Origin of the sequence: Yersinia sp. Marseille-Q5920, assembly GCF_946902935.1 — a bacterium.
In the GTDB taxonomy this organism is placed as follows: Bacteria; Pseudomonadota; Gammaproteobacteria; order Enterobacterales; family Enterobacteriaceae; genus Yersinia; species Yersinia rochesterensis.
The window spans coordinates 162729-180845 of the sequence record NZ_CAMPQA010000009.1 but is presented as its reverse complement, the minus strand read 5'-3'; the positions used below and the strand labels follow the sequence as shown (position 1 = coordinate 180845).

The window sequence follows — 18117 nt, the reverse complement described above, 5'->3', positions numbered from 1 at the left end:
ATATTTTTATATTTGGTTTTTTATAAAAAAAATCATAACGCGTCAATTTAATTTCATTTTTTATTTAATTAAATATCATATTAAATGCTATATAAATGATAATCAGCTAAATTTAGTATCGATAAATAACGAAAAGAAAGACCAATAATCCAATGAAATAACAAATTAAAAAATATAAAACAAAAAATAATTCGCCACCGATTCCTTCATTATTAATATTTACCGACACACTTTTAACCACAAAAAACGGCACATACCCATTGATATGTGCCGTTAGTTATTGATAACTATTAATTACCGTTAGAAATTATATTTAACCCCTAACGTGATGCTGCTATCACTGTAACCATTATTACCCAGTTGCTGGCCAACATTACCCCACAGGTTCAGCTTTTTATTTATCTGGCCTTCAACACCCAATTTCAATTCGGCAATATTAGCGGCTCCCGCTTGTTTTACAGTGATGCCATCCAATGTAGTACCGAAATCTTTAGTATTGTGGATCCAATTGGCTTCAACGTAAGGTTTAAACGCGGGTTCTTTCGCCTTGTTGGCGGACTGAATCGGGCTAATGAAAGCTTTCGCGCCTAAACGGGTTTGAATATTATTATTCCCCTCGCCAGTGACCAAGGTGCCATTGGTTTCGGTATGAGAATCTGCTTTTACGCCCATCCACACCACCTGAGCTTTCGGCTGGATAAAGAAGTTGCTATAAGCACTTTCCCCCACTTTGAAGATATAACCACTCTCAACCGCAGCGGTAAAACCTTTAGAATCATATTTCTCAGTGGTGAGATCCTGCCCATCAACCTGATTAGTAAACCAGCTGTATTGCAGCCATGAATCAACGTATGCACCGGTATTTTCCTGGCTATTAGCAAACCAAGTGCCATACATCCCGACACTGTAACCATCAACCGAGCCATTGGAGCGATAGCCCGTCATCTGCGCCACGCTAGAACTGCTGCTATTGGCATAACCCGCCATCACACCGACACGCCACAAATCTTGCGCGTTACGGCTCCATTGCGCCACATCTCCACCGAGCTGCATGACATAGCGGTTATCTTGAGTTTTCAACTCACCACTGTCATCACGGGAGCGATTATGAGTGCCTTCATTGCGTAACCACAGGCTGGTGGTTTTCTCTTCACCAGTGAAGACATCGGTGTACAGTGTTTCGCCCGCACGGTCGGCCAAAGTGGTGACAAACATCGTGTTCGCCGCCGCCAGGTTTGCGGTGTAGCTGGCTGGCTCTGGACGGCGCTCATCGACTTCAGTACGCAAATACCAGTCGCCATCTGTTGGCGAGCTAATGCTGCCCTGATACAAGAAATACTCATATGCGCCAGCAACCGCACGGCCATTAAGGGTAAATTGCCCCGCCGAATCACCGCCGACATTGATAATTTTGATGCCGTCAGACGTCCGCCCACCATTACCGCCAATGTTATTCACCGTGACATAACTCTGCCCTGCGGTATTACCGGTAATCAATAACCGGTCACTGCTTGACGAATCCCCCGCCAGAACGGTATTGAAGACCACTGTGCCATTATTACCGGTATAATTACCGTCAATGGTAAATGTTCCAAAATCACCGCCGGTTAAAGCATTCGGCATAATCAGACTGCCGTTGTTTTCAACATTCCCGGTCACCTTGCCGTAGCCACCTAATGAACCGGTGGTGGTAATCAGCACATTGCTGGTCAGATTGGCGATAGTCGAGGCCAACGAGACTGATAATGAACGCGCTAACGGTGATTCTTCCACATAAAGCGCCGATATCACCGGTAAACTGCCCAATTGCAGCAATCCATTCTCAATGGTAGTTTGGCTAGCACTGACCGTGCTTCCTTCAATTTTAACCGTTCCGCTACCACGTTTAATCAGCGCACCATTCCCGCTGATGGCGTTAGTCAGCTCCCATACTGACGCCGTATCCAGAATCAATTCACCACTGTTGGCAATTCGGCTATTCCCGAGATTTTGGGCGCTATTCGCCGTCAAAACAGCCCCGGAATCCGTGGTAAAGAGGCCTGAATAGCCACTGTTATCTCCCGCTAGTCGGATATTGGCATTATTCGTCAGTTGGGTGTTACCGCTGGCACCTGACAGATTGTTCGACAATACGCCGGTGTTATTATCCAGGTTAAGAATACCGTTATTATTAATCGCCCCGCTTCCCAGACCTTGGGCCTGATACAGATGCGCCGTGGCACCGCTGGCAATATCCGTGCTAGCGGTAAAGCCGCTATTCCCTTGAGTGACACTGAGTGTACCGCCGCTCAGAGCCAGCTCTCCTGCACCGCTAAGCGCACCATCCACTTGGCCGCCGTTTGTTACTGCTAATTTGCCACTATTGAAATTCAGGGTACTGCCCGTTTCCGTGGTTAATTGGCCCACCGACTGCTGAGTCCCATTGAGATCCACGGCGGTGGTATTGCTCATCGCCAGCTGCGAGGTTTGCCCCAGCGCAGAATTGGCATCCAGACGTAAAATCCCTGAACGCACCCACGTAGCCCCAGTGTAATTATTGGTCGCATTCGATAACGAGGCGATGCTGCCGTCATTTGCGGAAACAAACGCCAAATCACCACTGCCGCTAATCTGGGTAGACAAATCGTTAGATTGTTTACCATTGTTAGCCAGCGTTGCCGTCAAGATTAAAGCATCATTGCCGGTGCTCTGTAGCTCTAATCCTGTCAGCCCATAATTAACATACAGACCGTCATAAACATTCCCGGTCGTCAGGCCGTAATTAAATGAACCGATCGCCGCAGCATTGCCCCCACCTGGGTTATAGATGCCCTGATAGAAAACAGCACTTATTGGGCCACCGTTCTGATCAGTCAGTGTCAATTCGCGCCCAGAACCGGTAGCAGCCCCGGTGCCCAATTTAACAATTATTTCGCCTTCATCCAGCTCCATCACCGGCAAACCATCCAGACTTGGTGCAAGACTGACAGGTAAATTGACCCGAACATTTCCCCCACCGGTGGTATTGATACTATTCGCCGCGAAAGTTCCTTCCGAGGAGATGACACCGGCGTTATCCACCACGTTATTGAACAGTATCGTACCGCCGTTCAGCGCCAGTCCGCCGATATTTTGGACACCATCGGCCACAGAAGTCATATTGCCGCTGGACAGTTTTAGCGTGGCATTCGTCAGGGCCGATGTGTTCATGCCATTAAGATCAAAAGTGGAGTTCGTCAGATTTACCGTGCCGCTGAATGCCCCGCCCACCGCGCCACCGAAGTCAAACGCCGTGCTAGCCGAGTTCTTCGCCACATTCAAAGTGCCGTTGCCGGTCAGTGCATGTTCAAACAACGCGATATCAGTCAGGTTCAAAGTGGCATCTGCGATATCCACCGCCACCGCATTGGCAACCGCATTACTGCTGGTCAGTGTGGCATTCGAACTGCCCGTCACCTGCAATATCCCGCTGCCCGTCACTGCATTGGCAAAGGTGCCGCTAAAACCACTCAGTGCCAGAGTGTCCAGTGCACCCGCCAAGGTGACGCGGGAACTGGCCCCCAGATTATTCGTTGAGCTGACAGTCAGTTTGCTGTTCCCCGCCAGAGCATACTGGCCAAGGAACCCGCTATTATTGCCAGTCAAAGTGGTATTCGCGCCGGTGGTGACGTCCACCGTCGAACCGGCAACCCCGCTGAGAACATTGGCGATGGTGCCATTGACCCCTTTCAGCGCCAGATGTGAAGTGGCGGTATCCAGCCCGATGGTGGCGCTCGAGGCCCCCAGATTACTGGCCTGACCGACGGTCAAAGCGCCGGTGGCACCGATATGATGCGCGCCACTGAAAGTATTGGTGCCAGTCAGGGTTACTGCGGCATTGGTGTTAATATTTCCATTGCCGCTCAGCACATTCGCCAGCACCGCATTGGCCCCGTTCAGGTTCAAATTACCCAGCACATTAACCACGCTGGTGCCCAGTGTGCCCGCGCCGGTCAGAGTGGCGGAAGCAACGCTGGCAATATTGGTTTGCCCGGCTAGACCGCTATTAGCAGCACTGATGGCTAAATCGCCGCCATTAACATTGAGAATGCCGGATCCAGTCAAACCGCCGGTCGCAGTGGAAGCACCGCCCGCACTCAGGTTCAATGTGCCGCCGGCGATATTCAGGATATTGTTGTTGGTCAACAGGCCGCTGGTTAACGCCCCGCCAGTACCCAATGTGACAGTCCCGGCATTGGTCAGCGCGCCCACCGTCTGGCTGTGGCCGTTAATATTGGTGCTGGCCCCGCTGAGCACATCCAGCAATGAGGTGCGCCCAAAAGCATTGTTAGCCCCCAGAATCAGCGAACCCGCATTGACTGTGGTCGCCCCGCTGTAGGTATTGGTGCTATTCGCCAGTGTCAGCGCGCCATTGCTGGCATCTACCTGCAAACCACCGCTACCCGACAAAGCCGCATTCAATACCCGGTTGGCCGTCGCCCCGCTTTCCGTCGCCAGCAATAAAGCCCCATTGCCGTCGGTTAACAAGTCTAGCGCTTTGAGGGTGTAATTGACGAACAACCCCGTGCCGGTACTACCGTCACTGCTGGTCAGGCCATAGTTATGAGTGGCATTGGCGACCGCCACCCCACCCTGCTGGATGGTGGACAGCACCCCCTGACCACCGGATGTCACTGGCGTGCCGTTGATCATCAGATTAAGCACGTTGACATCGCCAGTCACTCTGGCGGCATCAATCAGCTTCAGCATGATATCGCCCCGATCTTGCGCGAGGATCGACAAGTTGGGTGCGACGACCGGGTTAGTATTATTCCAGTTGCTCGTACCGGTGACACTGACCGTGCCGCTGCTCAGCGCCAGATCAGCGACCGAGACCACCCCCTTGGCCTGTGACTGCGGGGCTGCGCCGTCAAAAATCAGGGTGCCGCCGTTCAGATTCAGCCCATGCAATGTACGGTCAGTGGAACCCACGGTGGTGACGTTATTAGCTGACAGTTTCAGTGTGGCATTCGCCAGCGCTGCGGTATTGCCCGCTGTTAAGGCAAAAGTGGAGTTCGTCAGATTCACTGTGCCGCTGAATGCCCCGCCCACCGCGCCACCGAAGTCAAACGCCGTGCTAGCCGAGTTCTTCGCCACATTCAAAGTGCCGTTGCCGGTCAGTGCATGTTCAAACAACGCGATATCAGTCAGGTTCAAAGTGGCATCTGCGATATCCACCGCCACCGCATTGGCAACCGCATTACTGCTGGTCAGTGTGGCATTCGAACTGCCCGTCACCTGCAATATCCCGCTGCCCGTCACTGCATTGGCAAAGGTGCCGCTAAAACCACTCAGTGCCAGAGTGTCCAGTGCACCCGCCAAGGTGACGCGGGAACTGGCCCCCAGATTATTCGTTGAGCTGACAGTCAGTTTGCTGTTCCCCGCCAGAGCATACTGGCCAAGGAACCCGCTGTTATTGCCGGTCAGAGTGGTATTCGCGCCGGTAGTGACATCCACCGTCGAACCAGCAACCCCGCTGAGGACATTGGCGATGCTGCCATTGACCCCTTTCAGCGCCAGATGCGAGGTGGCGGTGTCCAGCCCGATGGTGGCAGTCGAGGCCCCCAGATTACTGGCCTGCGTCACTGTCAGCGCGCCGGTGGCACCGATATGATGCCCGCCACTGAAAGTATTGGTGCCGGTCAGGGTCACTGCGGCGTTAGTGTTGATATTGCCATTGCCGCTCAGCACATTCGCCAGCGCCGCATTGGCCCCGTTCAGGTTCAAATCGCCCAGCACGTTAACCGCGCTGCTGCCCAGTGTGCCCGCGCCGCTCAGGGTGGCGGTGGCACCGCTGGCAATATTGGTTTGCCCCGCCAGACCGCTGTTGGCGGCACTGAGGGCTAAATCGCCGCCATTGATATTCAGGGTGCCGGAGCCGGTCAAACCGCCGGTTGCGGTGGAAGCCCCGCCGGCACTCAGGTTCAATGTACCGCCCGCGATATTCAGAATATTGCTGTTGGTCAACAGGCCGCTGCTGAGCGCCCCGCCAGTACCCAATGTGACAGTCCCGGCATTGGTCAGTGCGCCCACCGTCTGGCTGTGGCCGTTAATATTGGTGCCGGCCCCGCTGAGCACATCCAGCAATGAGGTGCGCCCAAAAGCATTGTTAGCCCCCAGAATCAGCGAACCCGCATTGACTGTGGTCGCCCCGCTGTAGGTATTGGTGCTATTCGCCAGTGTCAGCGCGCCATTGCTGGCATCTACCTGCAAACCGCCGTTGCCCGACAGCGCCGCATTCAATACCCGATTCGCCGTCGCTCCGCTCTCCGTGACCAGTAATAAGGCATCATTGCCGCCGGTTAACAATTCCAGCGCTTTGAGGGAGTAATTGACGTACAAACCCGTGCCGCTGCTACCGTCACTGCTGGTCAGGCCATAGTTATGAGTGGCATTGGCGACCGTCACCCCGCCCTGCTCGATGGTGGACAGCACCGCCTGACCACCGGATGTCACCGACGTGCCGTTGATCACCAAATCCAGATCGTTGACATTACCGGTGACGTTATTGGCGTTGATCAGCTCCAGCATGATGTCGCCCCGATCTTGCGCGAGGATCGACAAGTTGGGTGCGATGACCGGGTTGGTGTTCTCCCAGTTGCTCGTGCCGGTGACACTGACCGTGCCGCTGTTCAGCGCCAGTTCGGTCACGTTGACCACTCCATTGGCCTGTGACTGCGGGGCGGCACCGTCAAAAATCAGGGTGCCGCCATTCAGATTCAGCCCATGCACTGTGCGGTCGGTGGAACCCACGGTGGTGACGTTGTTAGCCGACAGTTTCAGCGTGGCATTCGCCAGCGCTGCTGTGTTGTCCGCTGTTAAGGCAAAAGTGGAGTTCGTCAGGTTCACTGTGCCGCTGAATGCCCCGCCCACCGAGGTGCCGAAGTCAAATGCCGTGCTGGCCAGATTCTTCGCCACATTCAGGGTGCCGTTGCCGGTCAGGCCGTGGTCAAACAACGCGATGTCAGTCAGGTTCAACGTGGCATTGGCGATATCCACCGCCACCGCATTATCGACCGCATTACTGCTGGTCAGCGTGGCATTTGAGCCGCCGGTCACCTGCAATATCCCGCTGCCCGTCACCGTATTGGCAAAGGTGCCGTTAAAGCCACTCAGCNGCCAGAATATCCTGCGCCCCCGCCAGAGCGATGTTGGCCGCCGCGCCCAGATTATTCGTTGAGCCGACAGTTAGTTTACTGTTCCCCGCCACAGCATACTGGCCGAGGAAGTTGCTGTTATTGCCGGTCAGACTGGTGTTCGCGCCGGTGGTGACGTCCACCACAGAACCGGCAACCCCGCTGAGCGCATTGGCGATGGTGCCGCTAACGCCATTTAGCACCAGATGCGAGGTGGCGGTGTCCAGCCCAACTGTGGCCGTTGACGCCCCGAGATTACTGGCCTGTGTCACTGTCAGTTCACCCGCAGCACCGATATGATGTGCGCCACTGAAGCTGTTCGTGCCGGTCAAAGTCACTGCGGCGTTGGTATTGATATCACCATTGCCGCTCAGCACATTCGCCAGCGCCGCATTGGCCCCGTTCAGGTTCAAATCGCCCAGCACGTTAACCGCGCTGCTGCCCAGTGTGCCCGCGCCGCTCAGGGTGGCGGAAGCACCGCTGGCAATATTGGTTTGCCCCGCCAGACCGCTGTTGGCGGCACTGAGGGCTAAATCGCCGCCATTGATATTCAGGGTGCCGGAGCCGGTCAAACCGCCGGTTGCGGTGGAAGCCCCGCCGGCACTCAGGTTCAATGTACCGCCCGCGATATTCAGAATATTGCTGTTGGTCAACAGGCCGCTGCTGAGCGCCCCGCCAGTGCCTAATGTGACCGTCCCGGCGTTGGTCAGTGCGCCCACCGTCTGGCTGTGGCCATTGATATTGGTGGAAGTGCCCACCGCAGTGTTCAGCGCCGAGGTCTGGCCCAGCGCATTATTACTGCCCAGATTCAAAATCCCGCCATTGACTGAGGTACTGCCGGTGTAATTATTGGTCGTATTCGTCAGCGTCATTTCGCTGTTATTCGTGCCAATAGCCAGATTACCCGCGCCAGTCAGTTGTGCCAGTAAGATGTGATCGGTATTGACCGCGCCTTGCGATGTCAGGGTCAATGTCTGGCCGGAGAGTAAAGCTAACCGGGTCAACGCCGAGGTCACACTCAAGCCGCCGCCTACACCCGATAAGCCGTAGTTATAAATCGCCTGCGCCACAGTATTAGCGCCCTGAATGACATCCACCGGGGCATTCGCCCCCAGACTGCCGCCCTGGATATTCTGTAAGGTCAGCCGCGCCAATTCGGTGGACGAGAGCACATTGCTGCTGTTAATTAACCGCGTTGAAGTGCCCGTATCCTGATCCAGTAAATTCCCGCCAGTGGTGAGAACCGGATCAACCCTGATGTTACTGTTAGCCGTCACCGCCAGTGTGCCAGCACTGATTAAGCTGCCGCTGGCAAATGCGGCGGTACCGCCATTAAGGGCAAAATTACCCACCGCCTGATTGCTATTATCGACTGCCACCGCCGTACCCGCAGAGGCAATAAAGGAAGCATTACTCAATGCAACGGTATTATTCCCACTCAGAGTAAAAATACTGTTTTCCATATCAACCGTGCCGGCAAATGCGGTGCCGGTATTCACACCAAAATTGAACGTATTATTGGCAGGATCGATATTCAGTAAGCCGTTGCCGGTCAGCGCATTATTAGAAACCGCCACCCCATTCAGATTCAGCCTACCATTCAGCGCAATTTCCGTCGTGCCCAACTGATTGCTATTGCTGGCGGCGAGAATCCCGCCCTGATCGACCTGCCAATTCCCGGCAAAAGCATTCGCCTGATTCAGAGTGACGTTAGCGCCGTTATTCACCGTGGCCAAACCATCCCCCGCCGCGACATGGCCTAATGAGGCATTCAGAGTGCCATTGAATGTGCTGCCAAATAGCAGATCACTGGTACTGTCAATATTAATGGCACCGCTACCAATGTTAGTGTCAGATGTCAGAGTAATCAGGCTGTCTGTCAGATTGATATTGGCAAAACCTTGTAAAGAAGTGCCAGTGGCTAAGGTATCTGTTGATGTATTGATATTCAGCGTATTGGTCCCAGTACCGGCATTCAGAGAACCTAAATAGGTACTGCCTAACGTCATCCCATTGATAGTAAAAGTATCATCGCCCACCCCGGTATTAATGGATGAGACTTGAGTACCGTTCTGAATAGTGACGTTATTATTGCCATCCCCCAGATTAATCGCACCAGTGCTTTCTGAAGCACTTCCCAGCACCAAAGTATCGTTACCGGAACCAGTGGTTAATGTTCCGTTCAATATCGCATTATTATTAATTATGTTCGCGGCAGTTCCGCCAAATATCACCCCGCCATTAATGGTTCCGTTGTTATTTAATGTCTTGGCGGTAGTACCTGCAAAATTAATCGCCGTGGCACCCGCTGCATTGATTCTGGCATTCGCACCAATGGTCGTGGCTGTCACGGCACCATCAGTGACGCGTAAACCGGTACCGCCGCTGTTAGTGACATTGACACTCAAATTGGCACTGGAAAGATCAACGCCACCGCCACTGGCGTTGATCCCGGTTCCGGCACCAGAAACATTGATATCTAATGCCGCCGGGCTCCAGCCAGTTAACGCCGTGTTAACCGTCGCAATCCCGGTCCCAGTGCCAGTGACATTAATTTCATTACGACCATTGGCGCTGTCGGCAAACGTCAAACCAGCCAGGCTATCCAGGGCCGTGCCAGTCACGGTGTTGAGGATGACATGGTTTAACGTCAGATTAACTCCCGCCGCTTTTGAGAAGGCGGCACCGGCACCATTCACATTGAGGATCAAATCAGTTAAAACATGGCTATTGGTGGTTCCTGCGAAAGTAAACCCGGTCGCCGCGCCTGTCGTGGTAATTGTTCCCCCGACCATATTCAATAGCGCATTGGCTAGAATATTAACACCCGTCCCACCGCTGGCACTGATTGTCCCGCCAGTATTATCAACACTGACTGTTTTGGCTGTCGTAGCGGAAATAGAAAGCCCGGCGGTAGTGCTGTTGATGGTACCCGCGTTGGTGATATTTACCGACCCACTACCAGAATCAGTGACAGTGATCCCGGTCGCTTTTCTGATAGTACCCTCCGCCTCATTACGAATGACCACATTGCCCGATGAGGCAGCACTGACATTAATCCCCGTGCCGGCGGTGGTGTTTAGCGTGCCATCTGAGATGGTCGCCGCTGAACGGATATAAATCCCCCCCGTCCCTGCCAGAGTTTTGCTGGCAGTGATCCCATCATTGCCAGCGCCAGCGGCAACAACAAGATTTGAACCCGCGGCCAGATTATAGATAACATCTCTCGTTGAGGCTGGGCCATTATAAATATATGCAGTGGCAACAGTACTGGGGGCATTACTGATTACATCACCCGCCAGGTTATTCATGTTAATTACAGCACCAGCGCCAAATAAACCGGTAGCCGTGTTATAAGAGCCAATCTGTACACCATAGTTAGCGAGACCCAACGGATTTTGGCCATCGATAACCAGGCTTAATTTGGCACCATCTTCAATCATATAGTTATACGATGGCACCCCCACGCCAACAATAGCCAGGCCATTAGTCAGCCGCGTGCCAGTAATACTCACATCAGAACCACTGGCAAAAGTGAGCACGCTATTCGCTGCTGAACCATTGCTCCAAAAGACCGCCGGATAGTCAGGGCTGGCTATTGCGGTTAAGTCGAAATGTCCAGTAAATGCGATATTGTTAGCTAATACCAATTGTCGATAAGTGCCGAAATTCAAAGTGACGGGTTGGGTAATATCGCCAAATATCACTCTACCGAAATCATTGGGTGCGGCCGCAGCACCATCAAGCCCCATAGCAACCAATTTGCCATTGGGGACTGAGTTGATCTCATCCAAAGTCACGTCTAACCGAGTGGTAGCATCTTGCACATACACCAATCGGGAAATGGTGCCGCTGGTGGTCGCCAGCGTTGATGTAATATCATTAAAGTTGGTGAGTTTGAATGTTGCATTCTCCGCAGCCCAGGCCGTATTGTTTGTGCTGCCCGCATACATATTGAAAGCATAACCCGCAAATTTTAAGTCATAACCACCACCATCAATCACCAGATTCTGTCGTGCATTGGTGGCTTGGTTTACTGTCATACCCAAAGAATATGTCGCTGAAAGATCAATATTCGCGGTTAATAAAATGGTTGTCGCTGTACTTCCTGCCCCGGTATTACTCAGCGCAGTAGCTAAACTTGCTGCCGTTCCCACCGCCACGCAACTCGCGCCCATTGCAGTACATTGTGCGGCAGTAATAGCCAATGCAGGTTGAATGCCCAATGCGCCCATCACGGCAACCGCTAAAATAGCTATTTTAGGTTGAATATGGTGATTTAATGTATCGAGGATAAATTGAGAAGTAAAAGAGCGCTGGGTCGTTGTTGATTTTTGTTTTCCTTTAGCGAATTCTCCTACAGCAACCCATATATTCAATGACCTGTTCCAAATAACTTTAAAAATTGCATTCATATCTATCCTTAAAAGATTTAAATCTTATTGAAAAGGTATTGACGACAGCGCTCTTTATCCATCAGGCGACAGATAACCAGGTAAATAACCCATTTAATAAGTAAGCGATTTTCGTGTTGAATTTAGGGTGTTTTAGACTCGCGGTAGGCGAATTCACCCGGAAAGCTTTGTTTTATATCATGCTATCTACAAGCCACTGTAAAATTCACATCTAATGGTTTTTTATTCGAATTTAATTATTTATACGGATATTTAAAAGTTAGAACAACATTTACTATATGTAAAAATATATCGCCGCAAACACAACGTCAGGCATAAAAATCTGAAATCTATTAGCATTTAAGTTTTTAAACTCAATTTAATTAAAACATTAGAAATAAAACACCAAAATATCCATGTTATTTAGGTGTATATATTCTATTGATACGAATAAAAAGAAGATTATTCATACGAATAATGGAAACTTCCTACAATATTGAAGGGAATTTTATTACTTAAATTAGCGTAAATTGTTTCATTTTTTTTATGTAAAATCCCACGTCATTTTTTTAAAAATTTAATTAACTTTCACTTTCCCAATGAGTTATATAACTTTAAGATTTTCCCTATCAATAATAAAAAACAATATAATCAGTTTTATTTATCAACCCATTCGGGGGGAATGTATCATTTGGCACTGCGACTGCTCATCATTTTAAAGGAAAATCGTATTGAATAAGAATGCGTAATTTGTGATCTTACACGTAAAAAATACTGACAGATCCAACCAGGGATAACTTTAGCAATGATATTATCGAGTGAAGTGCAATAAATTGTGTGCTGGTTGGATAATGAAAACCAGCCGCTAAGCTGATTTTCATTATTTTAGATAATCTAAGACTCACTCTGATAAGGTTTATTTTTTCAGTCGCAATGTCGTCATGCAAGTTTGGCTTTCAACTTGGGTCGCAAAAGGTGATATCGCCTTAATCCCTTGATAATTCACTTCTATCGTCCCTTCTATATTACGTGGCAACCACACACCAATAAAACCATTCTGATAGCTGGTCAGTTTATCCTGCAAGATAACGTTCCCGGTTTGATCGGTGATTTTCACATCGAAGGTGGTATTCGCCAATTCGCCACGGCAACCAGACAAACTGTGATTAAAACATGGATGGGTTTGGTTGATATAAGGCGCAAATGAGAGATAGAACTTATCACCCACAGGGAAAGAAAACTCCTGCTGCCCATCCGATAATTTCAACTCAGTCCCGGTGACTGAGGCTGAATACGCCAAAGGCCGTTCTTGTTTGGATTGATCAATTGTCTCAATCATTTGCTCAGTAGTTTTTCCTGATATTCCATGCTGAGCCAAAAATTCTGTTTGAGTTGTCGCGGAGGCAAATTGGCTGAAAGTGATGGCGGCAAAAGCAACAATCGCCAAGCGCGTTGCTGAAGCAAATGTTTTATTCATTATGGTGGGTCCTTTTTCGATAAGCGAAATGTATTTTAATAGGATGGGCCATAATCTAAACCCTCCCCTTGGGGGAGGGTCAAAGACAGATTTGAATAGAAAGGTAAACCATTGTATAGAAATGGATTTTTTTGATTTAAATCAAATTAGAACCGTGATATTCCTCTCAAAACGGTTTCATTAATGTCCGGATGCTGAGCAATATCTTCAATATTCTGTTCGATATGATCATGGTGTTGCTGCAACAGCTCTTTGACTTCTGCTTTATCTGAGCTTGAAGTATGACGGGTATATAATAATAGTTGTAAAGCTACGGGATATGTAGGGAAAACCAGAGGATAATCATAACCCTAATGTAATAACGCAAAAAGCGACCACTTAGCCCGATTCTACCACCCATTTCAGGGTGGCAGACTGAGCTAATGATTAATGCTGCGGATCAGTATCTGAAGGGTGTTTGCGCGATTTTGTCCATTCCCGTAACCGCTGAATATGCAGATACAGCGCCGGAATGAAGAAGATCCCTACGGCGGTGGCCATTAACATGCCACCAAACACGGTGATACCAATAATCTGACGGCTCATCGCGCCCGCGCCACTGGCGAAGACCAGCGGCATCACGCCGAGAATAAACGAAATTGCCGTCATCATCACCGCACGGAAACGCTGTTTAGCACCGTCTTGTGCCGCCTGAGCAATCGTAGCGCCCTCTTCCCGCCGGGCTTTGGAGAATTCGACAATCAATATCGCATTCTTGGCCGCCAACCCTATCAGTAATACCAACCCGATTTGCGCGTACACATCATTGGCAAAGCCCATCGCGGACAACCCCGCCACCGCGCCGCCCACTGCAAACACCACAGACAGAATGACCACCAGCGGGATACTCCAGCTTTCATACTGAGCAACCAAGAACAGGTAAGCGAACACTAACGCAGCCAGATAAATAAACACCACCTGACCGCCAGTTTGCTGCTCCTGCCATGACATCCCGCTCCAGCTATAGCTATAACCTTGCGGTAAATTCTGCGCCAATAGTGCTTCCATCGCCGCCATTGCCTGACCCGAACTGGCACCATCGGCCGCCGAACCACTGATAGCAACTGAAGGGAACTGATTGAAATTACTGATAAAAGGAGCACCAACTGAAGGCGTCAGAGTCACCAGATTGGCCAAACTGACCAATGCGCCGTTATCACTACGCACATTCAAACTATTGATTTGGGCGGTGCGCTGACGGAAATCCATATCATTTTGTAATTGCACTCGGAACATGCGGTTATTTAAGGTGAAATCGCCGGCATTCATTCCCCCAAGAGAGGTCTGCAAGGTCTGGAAAATACGGCTGACCGGCACCTGTAATAATGCCGCACGATCTCGGTCAATACTCAGATTGGTTTCTGGTACCGAAGCACTGAAGGTGGTAAATACACGGCTCAGTTTCGGGTCCTGATTAGCAGCAAAAATGATCCCCTGACTGACCTGTGCCAGTTCTTGCGGTGTTTGCCCCAGGAGCGCCTGAATGCGCAAATCGAAGCCCGAAGCACTGCCCAAACCCGCAATCGCCGGTGGATTGACCGCCATGATCATCGCCGACGGAATCGCCGCCAAATTGGCCTGAATGTTCGCCAGAACCTGATTAATATGCGGGCGTTGCCCCCAAGGTTTAAGCATCACAATAGCAAAACCGGCATTGGGTGAGTTATTACCACTGAGCAAACTAAAACCAGTGATTTTTATTACATCCTCGACGGCATCATTGGCGGTCACCTGTTGATACATTTGGTCCATTACCGTCTGAGTCCGATTCAGAGAAGCCCCATCCGGCAACTGTAAGCTGACGAAGAAATAGCCCTGATCCTCCTCCGGCAAGAATGAGGTGGGCAGGCGGGTATAGCCCCACCAGGTGGCAAATCCCACCAACAACAGCGCGACAATACTGAATACTGCGCGGCTACTGATTTTCCCCGTCAATGTGACATAACCATCACGGGCGCTGTCCAGCCCATGGTTAATCCCGCCGAACACCCCGGTAGTCGACAATGTCCGGCGCTTAAGTAATACCGCGCACAGTGCCGGGCTTAAGGTTAACGCATTGATACTGGACAAAATAACTGCCGCCGAGAGGGTGACCGCGAACTGCCGATACAGCTCACCGACAATGCCCGGTAAAATCGCAATGGGCACAAATACCGCCATCAGCACCAAGGTGGTGGCAATAATCGGCCCGGCAATCTGGCTCATCGCCTTCTTGGTTGCCTCTGCGGGTGTGAGATTCGGGTCAATCGATAATAAGCGCTCGACGTTTTCGACCACCACAATGGCGTCATCCACCACAATGGTCAGCGCCAAAATTATGGCAAAAAGACTGAGGGTATTTGCCGAGTAACCAAAGACATACAGCACCGCAAAGGTGCCCAGCAGCGAAACCGGAATGGTGAGCGCGACAATAAAGGTCGCCCGCATACTTTGTAAAAACAGATACACCACCGCCAGCACCACAATGAGAGTCAAGGTCAGCGAAAGTGCAATTTCATGCAAGGTTGCCGTGACCGGTAAGGTGGAATCGTAGTTAATTTCATAGGTCAGATCCGGCGGGAAAGCCGCTGATAGCCGGGCCATTTCGTCGCGCACGCCATTTGCCACTTCTAATGCATTGGCACCGGGCACCGGATAAACCACTAAGAATGCTGATTCTGTCTGATTTTGCGCCGCGCTGACTTGATAATTCTGTGCTCCGAGCGCTACGCGGGCAACATCACCCAGCCGAATCATACCGCCCTGTGGATTACTGCGAATAATGACATTAGCAAATTCTTGTGGGTCAGTCAGCCGCCCCTGTCCACTGATGGTCAGAGTTTGTTGTTGGTCGGGCAACGACGGCGACGAACCTATCTGCCCGGCAGCCGCTTGTACGTTCTGCTGTTGCAATGCCGCGATGATGTCTTGAACGCTAACATTCAGCGACTCCATGCGTTGTGGATTCAACCAAACACGCATGCTGTAATCACGGGCACCGAACACCTGCACATCACCCACACCATTGATACGCGCAATAGCATCACGCAGCTGTATGCTGGTGTAGTTACTCACAAACAGGGCATCATGAGTCTGTTTGGGTGAAAAGACACTCACTCCCAATAGTAGGTTAGAAGCGCGTTTGCGCACTGAAATGCCGTTTTCATTCACTTCAGCCGGGAGCTGGGCGCTCACCTGAGAAATGCGGTTTTGCACCTCAACTGCGGCCATATCCGGATCAGTGCCGCTGGCGAAAGTGATGCTCAGTTGATAGCTGCCGTTATTGCCACTGGTGGATTCCATATACAGCATATTGCTGACACCATTGACCTGAGCTTCCAGCGGGGAGGCAATAGCTTGCGCCACATCGCGGGCACTGGCCCCCGGATAAACCGCACTGACAGAGACAACCGGCGGGGTGATATCCGGATATTGCTCCACCGGAATCACATGCAATGACACCCAGCCAACAATGGTTATCACCAATGCAATAACAATGGCGAATTTGGGGCGACGGATAAAGAAATGTAGCATCGGTCTTTCCCCTTAGTTCGCAGTCAGCGGTGGTGCAACACTGGCGCTCACTGTCATGCCAGGCCGGACATGTTGTAGCCCTGACACAATGACTCGCTCGCCGACTTTCAACCCCTCTTTCACTTCATATTGCTGCTCAAACTGCTCGCCGAGAGTGACAGGCCGCACTTCTACCTGATCTTTATCCGTTACCACCAATACAAAATGGCCCTGCTTATTCTGTTGCAATGCTGCAATCGGAATGGCCGCGACGGCTTTTGCTGTTTCGGCGGCCAGCGACACATTCACCACCCCGCCGGGCAGTAATAAATGCCGTGGGTTGTCAAAACGAGTTCGAATAGTCACAGTGCCGGTCTGTTTATCAATTTGATTATCAATAGATTCAAAGACGCCGCTTTCCGGATATTGCTTGCCATTCGCCAGTTGAATGCGAGGAGTAAAATGCTTAAATGCCAGTGCGCTGTTTTCACTCGCAGATCCGCCACTTGCTGCGGATAATTGATAGGTGGCGGTGATGTAATCTCTTTCATTAACAGCAATAGCTACCCGAATAGGGTCGAGCTGCACAATACTGACCAGCGTACCACTGGCCGGGTTAATCAAACTGCCAACGTTAAAGCGGCTGTGACCAATTTGGCCGGTGATCGGGGCATAAATGCGAGTAAAACCGAGTTGTAATTGCTGAATTTGTAGGTTTGCTTGCGCCTGAGCCACCGCCGCCCGGCTGATATCCCGCTGCGCCTGTGCTTCATCGACTTCCGCCTGACTTACCGAGCGATTATTCCCCAAGCGCTGCAAGCGAGTGAGAGTCACCTGCGCATGGTTAGCGCTGGCGGTTGCGCTATCTAATTGCGCCTGTGCTTGAGTGACGGATGCTTGATGTAAGACCGGATCAATTTCATACAATAAATCCCCCTGCTTAACCATCTGCCCTTCGGTAAACAATCTGGCGGCAATAAACCCTTCTGTGCGGGTTGTTACATCCACGGCCTGAATGGCTTCCACCCGGCCGAGAAACTGCAACGCAGTATTTGGGGTAGCAGAGACCACTACCGCGACAGTCACCGCCGGTAAAGGTGCTGCTGCCACGGCGCTATGTGTGCTGATACCCAGCATTAACACAAAAGCATATATGGGTAGAGAAGATAGCCGAGCACATAGGATTCGCTGCGCGTTAACCATTATCGCGTTGCGAACCAAATTCAGTGTAGACATGGTCATTTATTCCTTACTCTCGGCGGGCAATTAGTGTGGGTACGGGGTAAATAAACTTAGCGTGATTAATAATAATCTTAAGTCACTTTAACGTCTTGCGGCAAAAATTCATATTGCAGACTAAAACCTGAATAACAATCATTCTGGCGCTGTACAAACAATCCTCCCAGCGCTCAGCGAAACACTTGAGACTCATTGTCCATGAAGGATAGATAGTCAGTTTGGTTTTATTTCTATTCTTTTTTAATGAAAAAACCGCAGAAAAACATCATATTATTCTAAGCTAAAATAATAACTCGGCGGAGTTATACTAGTTTATATTATC

The 18117-nt window shown here is 50.7% G+C and carries 3 protein-coding genes and 3 pseudogenes; all 6 read right to left on the bottom strand.

Annotated features, from left to right (window positions below; genetic code table 11):
* Window positions 1-300: 300 nt before the first annotated feature.
* Window positions 301-10072, bottom strand: a pseudogene (locus OVO64_RS20535) (autotransporter outer membrane beta-barrel domain-containing protein); the annotation flags it as partial.
* A gap of 969 nt (window positions 10073-11041) precedes the next feature.
* Window positions 11042-11569, bottom strand: a pseudogene (locus tag OVO64_RS20650) (ESPR-type extended signal peptide-containing protein); the annotation flags it as partial.
* An 895-nt stretch (window positions 11570-12464) separates the two neighbouring features.
* Window positions 12465-13025: a copper-binding periplasmic metallochaperone CueP gene (gene cueP, locus OVO64_RS14390; protein WP_038639256.1), complete on the bottom strand. Its 561-nt coding sequence runs from the start codon at window positions 13023-13025 to the stop codon at window positions 12465-12467.
* Between the two features lie 146 nt (window positions 13026-13171).
* A pseudogene (locus tag OVO64_RS14385) lies at window positions 13172-13303 on the bottom strand (hypothetical protein); the annotation flags it as partial.
* Between the two features lie 148 nt (window positions 13304-13451).
* Window positions 13452-16577: an efflux RND transporter permease subunit gene (locus OVO64_RS14380; RefSeq protein WP_267248853.1), complete on the bottom strand. Its 3126-nt coding sequence runs from the start codon at window positions 16575-16577 to the stop codon at window positions 13452-13454.
* Window positions 16578-16589: 12 nt separating this feature from the next.
* The gene (locus OVO64_RS14375) at window positions 16590-17759 is read right to left on the bottom strand and encodes an efflux RND transporter periplasmic adaptor subunit (RefSeq protein ID WP_230852387.1); all 1170 of its coding nucleotides are present in this window, start codon (window positions 17757-17759) and stop codon (window positions 16590-16592) included.
* Between the last annotated feature and the right edge of the window lie 358 nt (window positions 17760-18117).